We start from the raw sequence: 18,338 nt of genomic DNA, 5'->3' as shown, positions 1-18,338 counted from the left end.
TGAGTCCATGCGCATCGTCAAGGCAACCCTGACCCCGCTCCGACTGGAGCTGCTCCAGCCCCTGAAGACGGCCCGAGGCACCTATTCCGCGCGCGAGGGTTTCCTCGTGCGCCTCGAGGACGAAGAGGGGCGGGTGGGGCTCGGTGAGGCGATGCCGCTGCCCGAGTTCGGCACGGAGTCGCTCCCCGTCTGCGGCGAGGTGCTGGCGGCGTGGCTGTCCTCGCTCGAAGGGCAGTTCCTGGGCGACACGGTGCGCGCCGTCGAGGACACGCTGTCTCCGTTCCCGCCGACAGTGGCGAGAGGAGAGGGTGTCCGGGTGCGAGCCCGTCATCCCGCGCCTCCGGGGCCGGTGCCCGCCGCGGAGCATGCGCTGGAGCTGGCGCTGTTGGACCTGCTCGCGAGGCGGCAGGGGGTTCCGCTGTGCTGGCTCCTGGCAGAGGAGGCGCGCCCCGAGGTCCTGGTCAATGCGCTGCTGGGCGGTGAGACGGCGGAGGCGCTGGTGGATGAGGCGCGAGTGGCGGTGGCCGAGGGGTATGGGACGCTCAAGCTGAAGGTGGGCGGTCGCGCGCTGGAGGAGGACGAGCAGCGCGTGAAGGCGGTGCGCGAGGCGGTGGGGCCGGACGTGAAGCTGCGGCTCGACGCGAACGGTGGCTGGTCGGAGCTCGAGGCGAAGCGCGCGTTGGACAAGCTGGGCTGGTACCAGTTGGAGCTGGTGGAGCAGCCGACGCCGGCGGACGACCTTGCCGCGTTGTGGCGCGTGCAGCGACGTGCGCCGTGCATGGTGGCGGCGGACGAGTCGCTCGGTTCTCCGGAGACGTTGCGCGCGCTGCTGGGTTCGGATCCATTGTTGGGCGGTGGGCCGGCGGTGGGCGCGGTGGTGCTCAAGCCGATGGTGTTGGGAGGGCTGCTGCCCGGGCTCGTGGTGGCGATGCGCGCCGCTCGGCTGGGCATGCAGGCGTATGTGACGAGCTCGTTGGACGGCGTGGTGGCTCGGGCTGGGGCGGCGCACCTCGCGGCCGCGTTGCCTTCAGGGGCGCTCGCGTCGGGGCTCGCGGTGGGGAAGCTCTTCAAGAGTGAGCCCGCCGTGCATGACTACCGGCCGCTGCATGGGCGCATCCGGTTGCCGGAGACGCCGGGGCTCGGGCTGGATGCCGGAGCGGTGGTGTGACGACGTTCGGTTGTCCCATCCGCGAGGGCGCCCGCGTTCATCCGGAAGCGGAGGCGCTCACATACGCCGGGCGCTCGTGGAGCTACGGAGCGTTGGACGCCGAGGTGAATCGGTGGGTGGCCGCGCTCGAGGCCCGGGGCATCGGCGCGGGAGAGCGGGTCGCGCTGCTGTCGACGAACCAGCCGGCCTGTGTGTTCCTGTTCTGGGCCCTGGGGCGGCTGGGAGCGCTGCTGGCGCCGCTGAACGCGCGCCTCACTCGCGCTGAGTTGGCCCCGTTGGTCGAGGACATCGCGCCCGCGCTCACCTTGGCGATGGGGGCCTTGCGAGAGCGTCTGCCAGGGGCGGAGCCGCTGGAGACCTTCGCGTCGACGGCGTACGTGGCTTCAGGGGAGGGGCTCCCTCGCGAACGGACGCCGGATGCCTTCGCGTCGACGACGTTCGTGGCGTCGGGGGAGAGTCTCTCACGCGAGCGGACGATAGAGACCTTCGCGTCGCCGGCGTACGTGGCGTCGGAGTACGTGGCGTCGAGGGAGCGGCTACCGCGCGAGCGGACGAGGGAGACCCGCGCGTCGTCGGAGACGCCGACACCTGAGCTGGCGTCGGGAGGGCAACTGCCGAATGCGCAGTCGCTGAAGTCCTCTGTGGCGTCGGCAGTACGACCGCCAGACGAGGAACTCTTGGTAACGGGTGCGTCGCTGACGCCGTCCACGGCCTGTGCGTCGTCGACAGGGCGACCGACGGAAGGCGAGCCCCTGGCTCCCTCGGAGCCCTCGACGACCTGCGTGCCGCTGGTTGAGGACGCACCGCGCGTCGTGCTCTTTACAAGCGGGACGACGGGCAGGCCGAAGGGCGCGGTGCTGACGGAGGGCAACTTCCGTGCGTCGTGCCGAGCCTCTGCGGAGAACCTCGGAGCGCATCCCGCGCCGCGCTGGCTCGGGACGTTGCCACTGTTCCATGTCGGTGGTCTCGCGATGTTGACGCGCACCGCGTACGAGGGAGGCTGTCTCGTGCTGCACGAGCGCTTCGACGCGGAGGCCACCAGTCGAGCCATCGACGAAGGCGTGACGCACGCGAGCCTCGTCGCCACGACGCTGGAGCGGGTGCTCGACATCCGAGCCGGTCGCCAGGTGCCGGAGACCTTCAAGCTCGCGCTGATTGGCGGTGGGCCCGTGCCAGTGTTCCTGTTGGACCGGGCACGCGCAGTGGGGCTCCTGGCGCTCCAGACCTACGGTCTCACCGAGGCCTGTTCCCAGGTGACGACGGAGTCTCCCTCCGAGGCGGATGGGAAGACCGCGGGACGCTCTCTGCCGGGGACCCAGGTGCGCATCGTCGGAGATGACGGCGCTGCACGAGGCCCTGGCGAGGAAGGCAACATCGAGGTCCGAGGCCCCACGGTGATGGCGGGCTACTGGAATCGTCCCGACGCGACGCGCGAGGCGTTCCGTGACGGATGGCTCCACACGAAGGACCTCGGGGTGCTGGACGCGCGAGGTCGCCTCACGGTGCTCTCACGTCGAACGGACCTCATCGTCAGGGGAGGGGAGAACATCTACCCGGCGGAAGTGGAGGCGGTGCTCGCCAATCATCCCGCGGTGCAGGAGGCCGCGGTGATTGGCGTCCCCGACGCGAGATGGGGCGAGGTCCCCGTGGCCTTCCTCGCGCCACGCACCGGCCAGCAGCGTCCGGATGCACCGGTGCTGGAGACCTGGTGCCGTGACTCACTCGCGGGCTTCAAGCTGCCCACGCGCTTCATCTGGCTGGACGCGCTGCCCCGCAACGCGATGGGCAAGCTCGAGCGCACGGCGCTGCGCAAGGGCATCACGGAGGGGTGATAGGACTTTCCGCAGTGGGAGGCAGTGGCGCACGGGCCGAGGACTTCAGGAGCACCTCCCTGAAGCGCCCATCACGAGCGGCCACGCAGACGTTGAACCCGTCCACGTTGCCGCAGGTGACGTGCTCGCCCAGGCGCTGGAACAAAGCCAGCTTCGGTGGGTCCACGACGTAGAGCGTGTCCGACGAGAGCCGGCCTTGCTCGACATCGGCCTTCAGCTCCTCACAGACCTGCTGGACATGTCGTTCATTGAAGCGCGCGGCGTATCCGCTGTTCGTCGACAGGCCCTTCCGGTACGCGAGGTCCCCCCAGCGTACATAGTCATCCCGGCGGAACGTGTTCTGGGTGCATGGCAGCTTCGAGTCATGGATGTACGGCGGATACAGCACCACGTGCCGGTAGAACGAATCCAATTGCGCCCACTCCGGTGCACCGAGCCGAGGCCACGGCGCCGGTCGAAACCGCCTCTGCGTCCACAGTTCCTCGGTGTCGACCACCTGGGTGACCACCGCGCCCAGCAGGATGCCCGTGAGAACGGCGGGACGCTCGCGCCAGCGCCAGATGACGAGCGCCAGGATGCCGGTGAGCACCAGGTAGTGGAGCGGCCAGATGAAGCGGCCCGAGGAGCGGAACATCCCCAGCACCGGCATGAACACGTCGGCCATCTTGCGCGCCGACAGCACGATGACGCCGCCGAAGGTCAGCGTCGTCGAGAACGCGAGCAGCGTGAGCAGTCCCACCGCGACCCACAGTGGCTGATGGGCTCGGGCCCACGCTCGAACCTCGGGCCACCAGACAGAAGGTCGCCCCAGGACCGCGCCGAGCGCGAGCACTCCCGTGCCGAGATAGCCGAAGCCCTCGTACTGGTCCTTGCGCGTCGGGAGCGCCGGCAACATCCGTGACCACGCCATCGGGTTGATCAACGTGAGCATGTCGGAGCTGTACGCCCCGAAGCCATGCGCCGCGCCTCGTACCCCCTGGCCCACATAGCCGAACGCGAAGAAGAGCCCGCCCAGCATGAGCGTGCCCCCCAGGAACGCGAGTCCCGCCTGCCGCCGCGTGAGCAGCCGCTCCTGCCACGTCATGCTGACGAGCAGCGCCGTCGAGAGCGCGAAGACCATGACCATCAAGTACGGGTGGACGCCAGCCGCGAGCACGTTGATGAGCAGGACCTCGCGCAGCGTCCGCCACGCACTTCGCGCATCCGGCCGCGGACGCAGGTGCAGCCACAGCAAGGCCGTCAGCATCCAGTGCGCGCAGAGCGTGTCGTGCTCGAATCGGAAGACAAGCACCGGCGCGAGCACGAACAGCGCGGCCCCCAGGAGCTGATGCGAGGCCCGGTACGTGAACACGGCCATCAGCTTGACGCCCATGAACCCCTGGAGCGCCAGGCACGACACGAGCCACAGCCCGATGAACTGGAAGTCCTGGGGCAGCCAGCCCGCGAAGGGCTTGAACGCCAGCGCGAGCCACGGATTCGAATCCGTGAAGCCTACCGTGGTGGTCAGCGGCGCCATGTAGCCGGGGGTCCTGCCGAGGGGAAAACCCCAGGGGGCCTCACGGAAGAACCACCAGCCGAGCACGTGCTGCGCCCAGTCCCCCCATCCCAACCACTCCAGAGATGTGGGGTCCAGCGCCCGCGCGCCGCCCAGCGCGATGAACCAGAGCACCCCCAGGAGCGCCCCCGCCCAGGGGACAAGTCGCGTCAGCGCCGTCTCGGGGCGCGCTGCGAGGCCAGGGCTGCGTGTGTGGGTACCCACCGACGTCCTCTTCCGCACACCAGGACCGCGACGAGGCGCGGCACTCGAAGTGGGAGGGGAGCAATACCCCGGGCGAAGGACCGGAACCAGCCCGCCGATACGCGGGAGGAGGAGCCACCGTGGATTGACAGGTCAATCAAGTGCGCGGCGAACCGCGAGGTCCCTGTCGTTTCCACCGGAGGGATGCGGGCATGGAGCCCTCGAGGGCCCTTCATGCGCTCACCGTCGACGGTGGAGCAGGGTGTGTCCCGAGCATCACGAGGTGCCGGAGCCCCGGGGCTCACGGCGGCCCCGCCTGGGGCTCAGGACTCCGAGACGGGGTGGCCCCAGGGGTTGGTGCGCGGATACTCGCGGAGCATCGCGCTCAAGCGGTACGCCGCCGCCACCGTGGCGCTCATCCGGACCCGCCGGGTCAGGGAGGCTCCGCGGGCCGCCGTGTCGCCCAGCCGCGCCGCCTGCTGCGCGAGCTGACGCTCCACCTCGGGAGACCAACGGGAGAATTCGAGCCATTCCATGGAACTGCTCCTTCGCGAACCACGCGTGAGGGGGAAGCGCCACCTAACCACTGGCGATCTCCGAATGCACGACGCCGCGCGTTGCCCACGACGTCAATGCGGTGTTTCCGACAGCGATTCCTTCTGCCGTTCGACAACTGTGATTCGGTGTGAGTGCAATGTTGAAGTCCGCAAAGAATGTCTGCCCACCTTGACTCCTCGCGGGAACCCACCGGGTGGGGAGTGCACCCCCGCCTGCAACCGCGAACACCCAGGGGCTGATTCCAGAGGCTCGCCGAGGGGTGAAACTCAAACATGCAAGGAATTTTCCCCGGGGCGTTCTTTGAATCGAGAGGCACGGGGTGGGGGTGACGGGATGGGTCGCACGCTCGCCGGTGGAGTTGGCGAGGACTCGGGGCCGCATTGTTTGCGTGGGCCGAGTGAAAACGCGACGGCGGCGCCTTTCTGGAGTCCACTCGCGTGAGGGGACCGCGCGAGAGCGAGGGTGAATGGCCCGCTGATAATTCCAGCCATGGCCTGGGGGATGAATCATCAAAGGCAGCTCAACAACGAGACGACCCGGAGGGCGGACGTGGCTCCAGAAACTGTTGATGTCATCATCGTGGGATGTGGACCGGTCGGAGCGATGGCGGCCAACCTGCTCGGACTGCAGGGCGTCAGGACGCTCATCGTGGAGAAGGAGCTGTCCGCGCATGCCCAGTCGCGCGCCATCAGCCTGGATGACGAGGCGCAGCGCATCTTCCAGTCCGCGGGCCTGGAGGGAGAGCTGGGGCCGGGCTTCCATCCCTGCAAGACGCTGCGCTACCTGGATGACCGCCTGCGCGTGCTCGCGGAGGTGGACTTCACGAAGCTGGACCGCCCCTACGGGCATGACGTGGCCACCTTCTTCCAGCAGCCGCGGATGGAGGCGATGCTGCGCAAGGGCATGGCGCGCTTCGAGCACGTGGAGCTGTGGCAGGGCCACGAGGTCGAATCCTTCGTGCAGGACGCAGAGGGCCTCACGGTGCGCGTGCGCGAGCTCGCCAGCGAGCGGGTGCTCACCGTCCGCGCCCGCTACCTGCTCGCGTGCGACGGCGCGCACAGCCCCATCCGACGCAAGCTGGGCCTGAAGCTCGAGGGCACCACGGGCCTGGAGCACGCGCTCGCCATCACCGTGAGCACGTCGTCGCCGGAGCCCGACTACACCAGCTACCTGTGTGGCCCGAAGCGCCGCGGGTTCATCGCGCGCACCGCGCGGGACGAGATGCGCTTCGACATCATCGTCGACCCGGACGCGGACCTGGAGGCGGTGCGGCAGCCGGACCACGTGCGCACGCTCATCGCGCCGTACATCGACCCGTCGACGGTGAAGATCCGCTCCATCAACGTCCACTCGTACCACTCGCGCCTGGTGGACCGCTGGCGGGTGGGACGCGCCTTCCTGATGGGGGATGCCGCGCACCTGATGCCGCCGTTCCTGGGCCAGGGCCTGTGCGCGGGCTTCCGCGACGCGGCGAACCTGACCTGGAAGCTGGCGCGGGTGCTGGACGGCTCGGCGGACGACTCGCTCTTGGATACGTACGAGCAGGAGCGGCGCGGCCACGTGGCCGAGGTCATCAAGAGCTCGGACGCCATGGGCCGGGTGATGATGTCCGGAGGCCAGGTGCTCTCGCGCGTGCGCAACGCGCTCATCCAGCTCCTCTACCGCCTGCCCGTCACCGGGGAGTTCATCCGCCAGTTCAAGGTGAAGCCCGTCTTCGCGCTGGAGCAGGGGTTCCTGCTCGGCGCGCGACGCAAGAAGGCCGCGCCGGAGGGCACCTACTTCCCGCAGCCGCGCGTGGAGGTGCTCGAGGGGCAGCGGGTCCTGCTGGACCACGTGCTGGGCGATGGCTTCGTCGTGCTCACGCGGCCGGGCGCCTCGCAGGACCTGCAGCGGGAGGCCCGTGCGCTGGCGGCGGAGCTGGGCGCGCGTGCGTGGACCGTGCTCTCCGCGGAGCGCATCGGCGAGCCTCCGCCGGAGGCGCTCGTGGACACGGAGGGCCGGCTGGTCGCGTGGTTCGCCCGCCACGGCAAGGACGTGGTGGTGCTGCGCCCGGACCGCTACGTGTTCGGCACGGCGACGGGGCCGGAGCTGGAGGGGCTTCGCCGCTCGCTGCGTGGACGCATCCGTCCGCGCGCGCGCACGGCGGACGCGGTGGTGCGTCGCGCGGGGTAGGTCGGTGGAACACGACGGGGCGCCCAGGCCGATTCCTCGGCCCGTGACGCCCCCGGGCATGACTGAGCGGGGCTCGCCTTCCGAGCGGGCCCCGGTGGGACCTCAAGCCGCGGCGGGCTTGATCATCTGCTGGGCGCGCTCGACACAGTCGCCCATGAAGCGCAGGTAGATGTCCAGCGCCTGCGCGCCCGTCTTGCCGATGACCGCGGTCTTCTCCGGGACCTGGTCCAGCAGCTTGCCGAGCATGACCTCGTTGAGCGCGGTGTGGCCCACGTCCAGCTCCGCGTGCTCCTTCACGAAGGACATGGCCTCCATGATGTCCTCGCCACAGACGCGCTTGGCCTGCTCCATCAGCCCGGGCGCGAACACGACGGACAGGTTCTCGATTTCATATTCGATGGCCACCTGCGCCGCCGGCATCTCGCCGACGATGGTGTCCTCGTGGATCTTCCGGTACTCGACCATCGCCTGCGTGGGCGTCTGGCTCAAGAGCGCGTTCACGTCCAGCTGCGGAGAGCGGCGCGAGTTCCACCGGGCCACCAGGTTCTTGGTGTCCTCGATCATCATCAGGTGGTGGCCCTCCTCGTGCTTCGCGTGGGTGATGAGCTTCTCGCCCACGTCCTTGAGGCCCATCTTCACGGAGGCCTCGCCCGCGCGGCGGATCCACTTGTCCACCGGCTCCGTCATGTAGACACCCAGCGAGTTGAGCTGGATGAGGAAGCCCTCCACGAGCGCCGGGTCCACGTTGGGATCCAGCAGCGCCTTCAGGGCGGGGGACGTCTTGAGGCGCTCGCGCACGGGGGCCACGTGCGGAACATAGTTCTGCTCCACGAATTGCTTGCTCATGTGTCTACCTCTGGGGCGTTTAGCGAGGGTTGTGGGCGCCGCGGCGCCCGATGGTCAGCTCACTGATGTGCTCGAGGAAGTCCGGAATCAGCTTGGAGGAGATGATCCACATGTAGGGATCGGGCCCTCCGTGGATGCCGGCCTCCTGCACGTAATCCCCCCCCTCGTCCTCACATAGGAAGTGGAACGAGGTGCGGCGGCGCGCCGCGTACCACCGGCGCGCGGCGTCCACCAATGCGACATAGGTGGACGGTCCTTCTTCGGTCAGCGGGAACAGGCGGGCCATGTCCAGCAGGCAGTACAGGTTCGTGCCCCGCTGACCCAGCTCCAGCACCGTCGCGGCCACGGGGACTCCGTTGCGCCGCGCGACCAGGATCTCCCGCTCACGCTCGAGATTGAACTGCTTCCAGCGCGCCTGCACCGGACGCATGTCGATGCGCTCGCGCGTGAAGTCCAGCGCGTCCACGTAGCAGGCGGGGCGGGTGCGCGCGATGGTGTCCGCCAGCAGCGTCAGCTCCTGCGCCGTCGCGAGGCCAATCTGGATGCCCTCGTGCGCGCGGCCCGTCTGCTCGTGCGTGTACACGTCCAGCATGTGCACCTTGCGCGTGAAGGCCAGGCCCTGGCCCGTCTCCATCTGCCGCTCGGCGTAGCGCACGTGCGCCTTGGCGATCCACGGGTTGAGCGCCTCCACGTAGGCCACCACCCAGCGGAAGTCCGGGTCGCTCTGCGGATGCTCGAAGGTGCGCACGTACAAGTCGCGCATGATCTGCCCCGGCTCCTGCACGCTCGGGGGCGGCTTGCCGGGACGCTTGGCGACCTGGTGCCCCATCCACGCGTGGCGGTAGGGCTTCATGAAGGACAGCGTCGCCTCGGGGCCGCGCTCGGACGGCCACACCGCCTGGCAGAACAGCTGCGGAATCTCCGCGCCGCGCTTGGCCATGCTCCGGAAGGCCAGCCGCTGCTCCTCGAACTCCTCGGACGTCTTGCCCGCGAGGCTGAAGAAGCCCGAGCGGGTGAACAAATCCCACAGCCCGTCCTCCATGTTCTCGCTGGTGCGAGTGGCGGGGGACGTCGTCTGCGACACGAAGCGCACCCAGCGCGCCTCGTCCACGGAGTAGGGCTGCACGCTCAGGCCGCACAGCATGTAGCCATCCGCGCGGGGGCTGGTGACGTAGCGGATCTCCCCGCGCAACGTCAGCGTCTGGCCCTCGCCCGTCTGCAGCTCGATGTGCGGCGGCAGCAGGCCGGGGAACATCAGGTCCTCGGGCTTGCAGCGCAGGCACAGGCCGGAGAACGACAGGTCCACCACGTCGCGCTGCAGCTCGCCCAGCTCCCGCCACAGCGGGTGATGGAAGCGCACGTTCGCGCCCGCGGGGGCGGGGACGCGGCGGTGCCAGCGGTGACGGATGCGGGAGATGCGCGTGGGCAGCTGCGTGTAGAGCCGCTCGCCGTCGCCGCTGCCGCCGTCCAGGCGCATGCGGTACGCGCTGTTGTAGCCGATGACGTCCACGTCGAAGGGCGCCTCGCCCCACTCGGTGACGGGCTCCTCGGAGCGCCACTCCAGCTGCGACGTCGCCGTGTTGAAGCGCTCGAGCACCATGCGCACCGAGCGGCCCTTGCGGCGCAGCACGCCGTTGTTCCCGGACGCGCAGATGGCCACCAGGATGGAGCGGATGCGCTCGGCCTGCTCGATGGTGTCCTGCACCGGCAACACCGACGCCGCCGGCTCCGCCACGCCGTTCTTCAGCGCGTCCGCCAGCAGGGAGAGGATCTGCCGGCCCTGCTCCACCGTCACGCCCACCAGCTGAAGGCCGACGGGCGCGCTCGCCGTCTCCGCGTCCGCGCGGATGAACGCGCCGACCAGGGGACCGATGGTGAGCCCACGGCCCTTGAGGAAGACGGGCAGGGTGGGGCCCTCGGTGTGCGTCACGGGACCGCGCGGCATCACCCAGACCACGGTGGGGCTCAGTCGCGTCACCTCACCCAGCGTCGCGTCCAGCGTGCCCAGCGAGCACGTGATGGCGTTGGCGCCCCGGCCGTGCAGCGAATAGCCCGAGTCGTCCAGCGCGGCTTCCGCTGGCGGCAGCGGAATCACATTGATGAATGCGTCGCGGCTATCGAACTCGACCGTCCGCCGGTCGGAGAGCGGGTTTCCCCCTTCCATGTCCAGGAGCCCCCTTCTCCGGTAGTGAGGAACGCCTGATGCGGATGGCGAAGTTGCAAGCACAACAGTTCCTCCCTGCTCCAGCGGTGCTGCGGTGGGCGGCATTTCGCTATGGGTCCGTATCATACGGAGTCGAGAGGAACAGTCAAATCGAATTTGTGCAGCCTTGCTGTTTTCGTCAAGGCCGGAATCTAGGGCACTGGGTCAACCGTGACAGGCCATTTCTCCAAGTTTCACGAACTGCATGCCCAGCACCCGACAACGGCACGGCCAAGATGTCGCGAAGCTGTAATGTCTCCAGTCAACCACGCCCTGCGTACTTTCTCGTAGTGAAATGGAGCGCGTCGGATTCCGCCAGTAAAGTCCCTCTGTAGGGCCAACGGGACGAGGTGCGGCATGAGCGCGGCGCGGGATTGGGTGGACAGGACGTCGGGTGAAGCCGGGGCGGCGCCCCAGGCTGCTTCCCCGAGGGCCTTGCTGGCGTCGGTGGAGGGTCCGGATTCCCAGCAAGTGGAGGTCGCGGCGCTCATGGAAGAAGCCCTGGAATTGCTGGAAGCCACGCGAAGAATCCACGGCATCGAAGTGAAACTGGAACTTCCAGGGGAAACCGTTCTGGCGCGGACAGGGGCGCGACGTACACGGCAGGTGTTGCTGCTGTTGCTGTCGCACGCGGCGGACCACGCGGGGGAGGGAAGTGTGCGCGTGGTGCTGGACGCGCCGGATGACTTCGGCGACGAGCCGCCGCGCTTCCAGGTGGTGACGTCCGCGGCGCGGCTGTCCGCGCGCGAGCTCCAGGCGGTGTTCCTGTCGCCCATGTTGGTGGGGCCCGCGCATCGTCGGCTCGCCCGGGCGCGGGAGCTGGTGGAGTCCGTGGGCGGGGCGCTCGGCGTGGAGCGCGGCGATGGCGAGGGCCTCACGGTGACGGTGGAGCTTCCCGCGCCGGGCCTCGCCTGCTGGTAGGTCGGTGCGCAGGCGCGGTCCTCCAGGCCTGGCGCGCATGCCCCAGCGCATGCGGCGCCGCTGGGTCCGATAAGTCCTGCAACCTGGAGGAGCGGCCAAACTCCTTGACGGGAGGGGGGCGGGTTCTCGACTATCCCGCGCCAATTCTTACACGGCCACACCTTCCAGGAGTACGTCCATGGCTCCCCCGACTTCCGGCGAGAAGATCACCCTCCAGAACGGCAAGCTGTCCGTGCCGGACCATCCGATCATCCCCTACATCGAGGGCGACGGCACGGGCCGCGACATCTGGCGCGCGTCCCAGGCCGTGTTCGACGCCGCGGTGGAGAAGGCCTACAAGGGCAAGAAGAAGATCGCCTGGCATGAGGTCCTCGCCGGCGAGAAGTCCTTCAAGCAGGTCAACAACTGGCTTCCCGACGAGACGGTCGAGGCCTTCCGCACCTACCTGGTCGGCATCAAGGGCCCGCTGACGACGCCGGTGGGCGGCGGCATCCGCTCGCTGAACGTGGCGCTGCGCCAGCTGCTCGACCTGTACGTCTGCCTGCGCCCCGTGCGCTACTTCAAGGGCGTGCCCAGCCCGGTCAAGTCGCCGGACAAGGTGGACATGACCATCTTCCGTGAGAACACGGAGGACATCTACGCGGGCATCGAGTTCGAGGCCGGCAGCCCCGCGGCGGCGAAGTTCCTGTCCCTGCTCAAGCAGGAGTTCCCGAAGGAGTTCGGGAAGATCCGCTTCCCGTCGGACATCGGCCTGGGCGTCAAGCCCGTGTCCAAGGAGGGCAGCGATCGGCTCATCCGCGCGGCCATCCAGTACGCGGTGGACCACAAGCGCAAGAGCGTCACGCTGGTCCACAAGGGCAACATCATGAAGTTCACCGAGGGCGCCTTCCGCAAGTGGGGCTACGAGCTGGCCGCCCGGGAGTTCGGTGACAAGGTCTACACGTGGGACCAGTGGGAGGTGACGAAGGCCGCCAAGGGCGAGGAGGCCGCCAACGCCGAGCAGAAGGCCGCCGTGGCCGCCGGCAAGATCGTCATCAAGGACTCCATCGCGGACATCACGCTGCAGCAGGTGCTCACGCGTCCGGACGAGTTCGACGTCATCGCCACGCTGAACCTCAACGGCGACTACCTGTCGGACGCGCTGGCGGCGCAGGTGGGCGGCATCGGCATCGCCCCGGGCGGCAACATCAACTACGTCACGGGCCACGCGGTGTTCGAGGCCACGCACGGCACGGCGCCCAAGTACGCGGACCAGGACAAGGTGAACCCGGGCTCGGTCATCCTCTCTGGTGAGATGATGTTCCGGCACCTGGGCTGGCACGAGGCCGCGGACCTGATGATCCAGGGCATGGACCGCGCCATCGCCGCCAAGACGGTGACGTACGACTTCGCCCGCCTGATGAAGCAGGAGGGGCAGTCCGGGGTGACCGAGGTGAAGTGCTCCGAGTTCGGTCAGGCCATCATCAAGCACATGTAGTCCCCTCGCGGGGAATTGGGAGACGGCGAAGCCATGGCTCAGAATCGCAAGAAGAAGATTGGCCTCATCGGTGGCGGGCAGATCGGCGGCAACCTCGCGCTGCTGGCGGTGCAGAAGTCGCTCGGTGACGTGTTCCTGTACGACATCCCGGCGGCCGAAGGCCTGGTCAAGGGCAAGGCCCTGGACATCAACCAGCTGGCGGCGGTGGACGGCTACGACTGCCGCGTCACCGGTACCACGGACTGGAAGGACGTCGCTGGCTCGGACGTGATCATCATCACGGCCGGCATGCCCCGCAAGCCGGGCATGAGCCGCGAGGACCTGCTGGAGATCAACCTCAAGATCATGACGGACGTGGCGGGCAACATCAAGCAGCACGCCCCCAACGCCTTCGTCATCAACGTGGCGAACCCGCTGGACGCGATGGTGTTCGCGCTCCACAAGATCGCCGGCCTGCCGGACAACATGGTCGTGGGCATGGCGGGCGTGCTGGACACCAGCCGCTTCAAGTGCTTCGTGGCCGAGGCGCTCGGCTGCTCCATCCGTGACGTGGAGGCGCTGGTGCTCGGCGGCCACGGCGACGACATGGTGCCCCTGGTGCGTCACAGCACCGTGGGCGGCGTGCCCCTCACGGAGTTGATCGCGAAGGACAAGCTGGACGCCATCGTCAAGCGCACCCGCGAGGGCGGCGCGGAGCTGGTCGGCCTGTACAAGACGGGCAGCGCCTACTTCGGGCCCGCGGCCTCCTCCATCGCCATGGCGGAGAGCTTCATCTTCGACCGCAAGCGCATCCTGCCGGGCGCGGCCCTGCTCAAGGGCCAGTACGGCATCAACGGCTACTTCTTCGGGACCCCCGTGCAGATCGGCGCGGGCGGCATCGAGAAGGTCATCACCGTCGACCTGAACGACGCCGAGAAGGCCGAGCTGGAGAAGTCCTTCCAGTCGGTCAAGAAGACGGTCGACTCCGTCAAGCTGTAGGCCGTTCCAGTCAGAAGCCCGTCGGGGACCCCCGGCGGGCTTCTTGGCTGATGCCGCGAATGACGCGGGCTTATCGAGTTTCTCGCCGCCGTTGCGGCGTGCTTCCAGCAAGTTAACTAGCCTGTAGAACTCGCACGGAGATGTCCGGAGCGTGGCGCGCCGGTTGTGGCGGGCCGGCTGACGGCAGGCGCCCTGGATCCGGCGGTCAAGGAGACGATGATGGCAGCAGCAGCGCGGTTCACAGTGGTGGGCGGCGGTCTCGCCGGGCTGATGACGACGATCAAGCTCGCGGAGGCGGGCCACCAGGTGGATGTGCTCTCGCTCGTCCCGGTGAAGCGCTCTCACTCGGTCTGCGCGCAGGGAGGCATCAACGGCGCGGTGAACACCAAGGGAGAGGGTGACCACCCGGAGATCCACGTCAAGGACACGCTGCGCGGCGGCGACTTCCTGGCCGAGCAGATCTCCGTGAAGGGCATGTGCTACGCGGCCCCCGGCATCATCTACCTGCTGGACCGCATGGGCGTGACGTTCAACCGCACGCCGGAGGGCCTCTTGGACTTCCGCCGCTTCGGCGGCACGCTCCACCACCGCACCGCCTTCGCCGGCGCCACGACGGGCCAGCAGCTGCTCTACGCGCTGGACGAGCAGGTCCGCCGCTACGAGGCCGAGGGCAAGGTCACCAAGTACGAGTACTGGGAGTGGCTCGGCACGGTGAAGGACGAGGGCGGCCGCTGCATCGGCAGCGTGGCCGTGGACCTGCGGACCATGGAGATCCGCACCTTCCCGGCGGAGGCCGTGTGCCTCGCCACGGGTGGCCCGGGCATCGTCTTCGGTCGCTCCACCAACTCCATCATCAACACCGGCACCGCCGCGGGTCGCGCCTACATGGAGGGCGCCATCTACGCCAACGGCGAGTTCATCCAGGTGCACCCGACGTCGATTCCGGGCGAGGACAAGCTGCGCCTGATGAGCGAGTCGGTGCGCGGCGAGGGTGGCCGCGTCTGGGTGCCGCGCAAGAAGGGCGACACGCGCGGGCCCCGGGACATCCCGGAGAGCGAGCGCTGGTACTTCCTCGAGGAGAAGTACCCCAAGTACAAGAACCTGGTCCCCCGCGACGTCGCCACGCGCGAGATCTTCATGGTCTGCCGCGACCTGGGCCTGGGCGTCGGCGGGCGCGACGGCGTGTACCTGGACGTCACGCACATCCCGGCCAAGACGCTCGACGCCAAGATCAAGGGCGTGATGGAGATCTACGAGAAGTTCGTCGGAGATGATCCGCGCGTCACGCCGATGGTCATCTTCCCGGGCATGCACTACTCGATGGGCGGCCTGTACGTGACGTTCGAGGCCGACTCGAAGACGCTCACGCCGCTCGAGGGCAGCCCCAAGAACCAGTCCACCAACATCCCGGGCCTGTACGCCGCGGGCGAGGCGGACTACGCGTTCCACGGCGGCAACCGCCTGGGCGCCAACTCGCTGCTCTCCTGCATCTACTCGGGGATGATCGGCGGCCCGGCCATGGCGTCCTTCGCCAAGAGCCAGACGACGAGCGCGGCGGCCATGCCGGAGAAGTACTTCCAGGACGCCAGGCGCTACTGGGAGGACCGGTTCGCCACCATCAAGAAGATGGCGGGCCCGGAGAACCCGTACGGCCTGGCGCAGGAACTGGGCGACGTGATGACGGAGAACTGCACCGTCGTGCGCTACAACGACCGCCTGAAGAAGACGGTGGAGAAGATCCGCGAGCTCAAGGGCCGCTGGAAGAGCGTCAACGTGCTGGACACGGGCAACTCGTCCAACCGCTCGATGTCGTTCGTCAACCAGCTCTGGAACATGCTGGAGCTGGGCGAGGTCATCGCCACGAGCGCGCTCTTGCGCGACGAGAGTCGCGGCGCGCACTACAAGCCGGACTTCTCGCTGCCCGAGCCGAAGACGAAGGATCCCAACGACGATCCCGCCTGGATGGCGCTGTGGCAGGCGCGCCACGACAAGTGGGCGAAGACGACCATCGCGAAGTACGCGGAGCAGGGGCCGAACATCTCCTACGAGGATGTGCCGACGCCCGTGCTGAAGCCCGAGCCGCGCTGGTACGCGTAAGGCACCGGGGAACTTTCTGGGCGTGCCCGCGCCTGAATCGCGCGGGCCCCCGTAACTGACTTGGAAGCGAAGGGTCGAGCGACATGGACACCGCACAGGCAGGCGCCGTCAGCAGCCAAACCATCTCCTTCCGCATCTGGCGGCAGGATGATCCGAACCAGCCGGGCCACTACGAGGAGTTCAAGGTCCCGTATCGCAAGGGCGCCAACGTCATCTCGTGCCTGATGGAGATCCAGCGCAACCCCGTCACCGTGGAGGGCAAGAAGGTTGCGCCGGTGGTGTGGGACGCCGCGTGCCTCGAGGAGGTCTGCGGCAGCTGCGCGATGAACATCAACGGCCGCGTGCGCATGGCCTGCTCGGCGCTCATCGACAAGCTGGAGCAGCCGATCACGCTGGAGCCCATGAGCAAGTTCCCGGTGGTCCGGGACCTGGCCGTGGACCGCAGCCGCATGTTCGAGGCCCTCAAGAAGGTGAAGGGCTGGATCCCGACGGACGGCACGCACAACCTGGGCCCCGGCCCGCGCCAGTCCCCGGTGGACCAGTCCACCATGTACGTGCTGTCCACGTGCATCACGTGCGGCAGCTGCCTGGAGGCGTGCCCGCAGGTGACCCTGGGCAACGACTTCGTGGGCGCCGCGGCCATCAGCCAGGCCCGCCTGTTCAACATGAACCCCACGGGCAAGCTCAACTCCGAGGAGCGCGTGCGCGCGCTCATGGGCCCCGGCGGCGTGCAGGACTGCGGCAAGGCGCAGAACTGCGTGAAGGTCTGCCCGAAGGAGATCCCCCTCACCACTTCCATCGCGATGATGAACCGCCAGGTGACCAAGCTGGTCATCAAGGACCTCTTCTCGCAGGAGGAGGAGAAGAAGGGCCACAGCGGTCCAGGGTGACGCTCGCGCGGGCGCTCCGCCGTGTCCTCGGCCCCGCGCCGGTCTCCCTCGTGGAGCCCGGGCGGGGCTGTTGACGTTCCAGGGGCAGGGGCGCGGTGAAGGGCGCCTCATCTGCCCGGACATTCCTGGTTATCAGCGGTCCACACCGTGCCGCACCGCGGTGCCTGTCGGGTCAAACGGCCTTGCCATCCGTCGGTTTCTGCGCAATGAGGGCGACGCGCTGACGCCTGTAAGGGGTCGTCCCCCTCGTCTCCACATGGAGCCTCGATGAAGATCCACGAGTACCAGGGCAAGGAAATCTTCCGGAAGTACGGCGTGCCCACGCCGAAGGGAATCCTCGCGCTCTCGCCCAACGACGCGGAGGCCGCGGCGAAGACGCTCGGCACGCCCGTCGTGGTGGTGAAGGCCCAGATCCACGCCGGTGGTCGTGGCAAGGGCGGCGGCGTGAAGCTCGCCAAGAGCCCCGCCGAGGCGAAGGAGCTGGCCAAGCAGATGCTTGGCATGAAGCTCAAGACCATCCAGACCGGGCCCGAGGGCCAGACGGTCCACAAGGTCTACATCGAGCAGGGTCTCGACATCGGCCAGGAGCTGTACCTGGGCGTGACGCTCGACCGCGCCACCAGCCGCGTCACCTTCATGGCGTCCCGCGAGGGCGGCGTGGAGATTGAGGAAGTGGCGGAGAAGCACCCGGAGAAGATCCTCCGCGAGACGGTGGACCCGGCGGTGGGCTTCCTGGACTTCCAGGGCCGCAAGCTGGCCTTCGGCCTGGGCCTGACGGGCCCGACGGTGAACAAGTTCGTCCAGTTCTGCACCGCGCTCTACAAGATGTTCGTGGAGACGGACGCGTCCCTGGTGGAGATCAACCCGCTGGTCATCCTGAAGGATGGCGGCGTGGTGGCGCTCGACGCGAAGGTGACCTTCGACGAGAACGCGCTCTACCGGCACAAGGACCTGCTCGAGTACCGCGACCTCGCCGAGGAGGAGGCGCGCGAGACGCAGGCCAAGGAGTGGGACCTGGCGTACATCGCGCTCGATGGCAACATCGGCTGCATGGTGAACGGCGCGGGTCTGGCCATGGCCACCATGGACACCATCAAGCTGGTGGGCGGTGAGCCGGCCAACTTCCTGGACGTGGGCGGCGGCGCGACGAAGGAGAAGGTGACGGCGGCCTTCAAGCTCATCCTGGCCGACCCCGCGGTGAAGGCGGTGCTGGTCAACATCTTCGGCGGCATCATGAAGTGCGACGTCATCGCCGAGGGCATCATCGCCGCGGCGAAGGAGGTCCAGCTCAAGGTCCCGCTCGTGGTGCGCCTGGAAGGCACCAACGTGGAGCTGGGCAAGCAGCTGCTCAGCAACTCCGGCCTCGCCATCACCCCGGCGGACAACCTGCGTCAGGCGGCCGAGAAGGCCGTCGCCGCGCTGAAGTAGTCCGCGCGCTTCATTGCCCACACCTTAAGG

At 68.3% G+C, this 18,338-nt stretch carries 13 protein-coding genes; 9 read left to right on the top strand and 4 right to left on the bottom strand.

The window, feature by feature from the left end; all coding sequences use genetic code 11:
• Positions 1–7: 7 nt before the first annotated feature.
• Together AC6JA9_RS23270 and AC6JA9_RS23265 are read left to right on the top strand one after the other, a co-directional pair.
• Entirely contained in the window at positions 8–1,168 is a 1,161-nt protein-coding gene (locus tag AC6JA9_RS23270; RefSeq protein WP_223747453.1) for a mandelate racemase/muconate lactonizing enzyme family protein, read from the top strand.
• Positions 1,165–3,000, top strand: coding sequence for a class I adenylate-forming enzyme family protein (locus AC6JA9_RS23265; RefSeq protein WP_483578018.1), 1,836 nt, complete (start codon positions 1,165–1,167; stop codon positions 2,998–3,000). The genes AC6JA9_RS23270 and AC6JA9_RS23265 overlap by 4 nt, the downstream gene beginning before the upstream one ends.
• Here AC6JA9_RS23265 and AC6JA9_RS23260 read toward each other — a convergent pair.
• On the bottom strand, positions 2,987–4,759 hold the full coding sequence (locus AC6JA9_RS23260; protein ID WP_497957846.1) for a DUF6311 domain-containing protein: 1,773 nt from the start codon (positions 4,757–4,759) through the stop codon (positions 2,987–2,989). The two genes, AC6JA9_RS23265 and AC6JA9_RS23260, sit on opposite strands and share 14 nt — an antisense overlap.
• Positions 4,760–5,061: 302 nt before the next feature.
• Positions 5,062–5,274, bottom strand: a complete 213-nt coding sequence (locus AC6JA9_RS23255) for a hypothetical protein (protein ID WP_223747456.1) — start codon at positions 5,272–5,274, stop codon at positions 5,062–5,064.
• A gap of 511 nt (positions 5,275–5,785) precedes the next feature.
• Here AC6JA9_RS23255 and AC6JA9_RS23250 point away from each other — a divergent pair.
• Positions 5,786–7,468, top strand: coding sequence for a bifunctional 3-(3-hydroxy-phenyl)propionate/3-hydroxycinnamic acid hydroxylase (locus AC6JA9_RS23250; protein ID WP_497957845.1), 1,683 nt, complete (start codon positions 5,786–5,788; stop codon positions 7,466–7,468).
• 102 nt (positions 7,469–7,570) lie between these two features.
• Here AC6JA9_RS23250 and AC6JA9_RS23245 read toward each other — a convergent pair whose 3' ends face one another.
• Complete coding sequence (locus AC6JA9_RS23245) at positions 7,571–8,314, bottom strand: hypothetical protein (protein WP_074952194.1); 744 nt, start codon at positions 8,312–8,314, stop codon at positions 7,571–7,573.
• Positions 8,315–8,333: 19 nt separating this feature from the next.
• Complete coding sequence (locus AC6JA9_RS23240) at positions 8,334–10,478, bottom strand: hypothetical protein (protein WP_223747458.1); 2,145 nt, start codon at positions 10,476–10,478, stop codon at positions 8,334–8,336.
• 528 nt (positions 10,479–11,006) lie between these two features.
• On the opposite strand from AC6JA9_RS23240, the gene AC6JA9_RS23235 reads away from it, so the two are divergent.
• The 6 genes from AC6JA9_RS23235 (at position 11,007) to sucC (ending at position 18,308) form a co-directional block, all read left to right on the top strand.
• On the top strand, positions 11,007–11,438 hold the full coding sequence (locus AC6JA9_RS23235; protein WP_223747459.1) for an ATP-binding protein: 432 nt from the start codon (positions 11,007–11,009) through the stop codon (positions 11,436–11,438).
• Positions 11,439–11,616: 178 nt separating this feature from the next.
• A complete protein-coding gene (icd, locus tag AC6JA9_RS23230) occupies positions 11,617–12,915 on the top strand; it encodes an NADP-dependent isocitrate dehydrogenase (protein WP_223747460.1) in 1,299 nt (432 codons plus the stop codon).
• 33 nt (positions 12,916–12,948) lie between these two features.
• Entirely contained in the window at positions 12,949–13,893 is a 945-nt protein-coding gene (gene mdh / locus AC6JA9_RS23225) for a malate dehydrogenase (protein ID WP_141328680.1), read from the top strand.
• A 219-nt stretch (positions 13,894–14,112) separates the two neighbouring features.
• A complete protein-coding gene (sdhA, locus tag AC6JA9_RS23220) occupies positions 14,113–15,990 on the top strand; it encodes a succinate dehydrogenase flavoprotein subunit (protein ID WP_223783630.1) in 1,878 nt (625 codons plus the stop codon).
• Positions 15,991–16,073: 83 nt separating this feature from the next.
• Positions 16,074–16,880 carry a succinate dehydrogenase iron-sulfur subunit gene (gene sdhB / locus AC6JA9_RS23215; protein WP_141328678.1) on the top strand — a complete coding sequence of 269 codons (807 nt, stop codon included), beginning with the start codon at positions 16,074–16,076 and terminating at the stop codon, positions 16,878–16,880.
• A 267-nt stretch (positions 16,881–17,147) separates the two neighbouring features.
• Positions 17,148–18,308 carry an ADP-forming succinate--CoA ligase subunit beta gene (gene sucC / locus AC6JA9_RS23210; RefSeq protein ID WP_046714051.1) on the top strand — a complete coding sequence of 387 codons (1,161 nt, stop codon included), beginning with the start codon at positions 17,148–17,150 and terminating at the stop codon, positions 18,306–18,308.
• Positions 18,309–18,338: the final 30 nt, after the last annotated feature.

Source organism: Myxococcus sp. MH1 (assembly GCF_059738865.1).
This window is presented reverse-complemented; position numbering and strand designations above follow the sequence as displayed.

Bases quoted from the DNA above. Each gene is read 5' to 3' on its own strand.
- AC6JA9_RS23270 (WP_223747453.1), top strand. From the start codon at position 8: ATGCGCATCGTCAAGGCAACCCTGACCCCGCTCCGACTGGAGCTGCTC.
- AC6JA9_RS23255 (WP_223747456.1), bottom strand. From the start codon at position 5,274: ATGGAATGGCTCGAATTCTCCCGTTGGTCTCCCGAGGTGGAGCGTCAG.
- AC6JA9_RS23250 (WP_497957845.1), top strand. From the start codon at position 5,786: ATGGCCTGGGGGATGAATCATCAAAGGCAGCTCAACAACGAGACGACC.
- AC6JA9_RS23245 (WP_074952194.1), bottom strand. From the start codon at position 8,314: ATGAGCAAGCAATTCGTGGAGCAGAACTATGTTCCGCACGTGGCCCCC.
- AC6JA9_RS23240 (WP_223747458.1), bottom strand. From the start codon at position 10,478: ATGGAAGGGGGAAACCCGCTCTCCGACCGGCGGACGGTCGAGTTCGAT.
- AC6JA9_RS23235 (WP_223747459.1), top strand. From the start codon at position 11,007: ATGGAAGAAGCCCTGGAATTGCTGGAAGCCACGCGAAGAATCCACGGC.
- icd (WP_223747460.1), top strand. From the start codon at position 11,617: ATGGCTCCCCCGACTTCCGGCGAGAAGATCACCCTCCAGAACGGCAAG.
- mdh (WP_141328680.1), top strand. From the start codon at position 12,949: ATGGCTCAGAATCGCAAGAAGAAGATTGGCCTCATCGGTGGCGGGCAG.
- sdhA (WP_223783630.1), top strand. From the start codon at position 14,113: ATGGCAGCAGCAGCGCGGTTCACAGTGGTGGGCGGCGGTCTCGCCGGG.
- sdhB (WP_141328678.1), top strand. From the start codon at position 16,074: ATGGACACCGCACAGGCAGGCGCCGTCAGCAGCCAAACCATCTCCTTC.
- sucC (WP_046714051.1), top strand. From the start codon at position 17,148: ATGAAGATCCACGAGTACCAGGGCAAGGAAATCTTCCGGAAGTACGGC.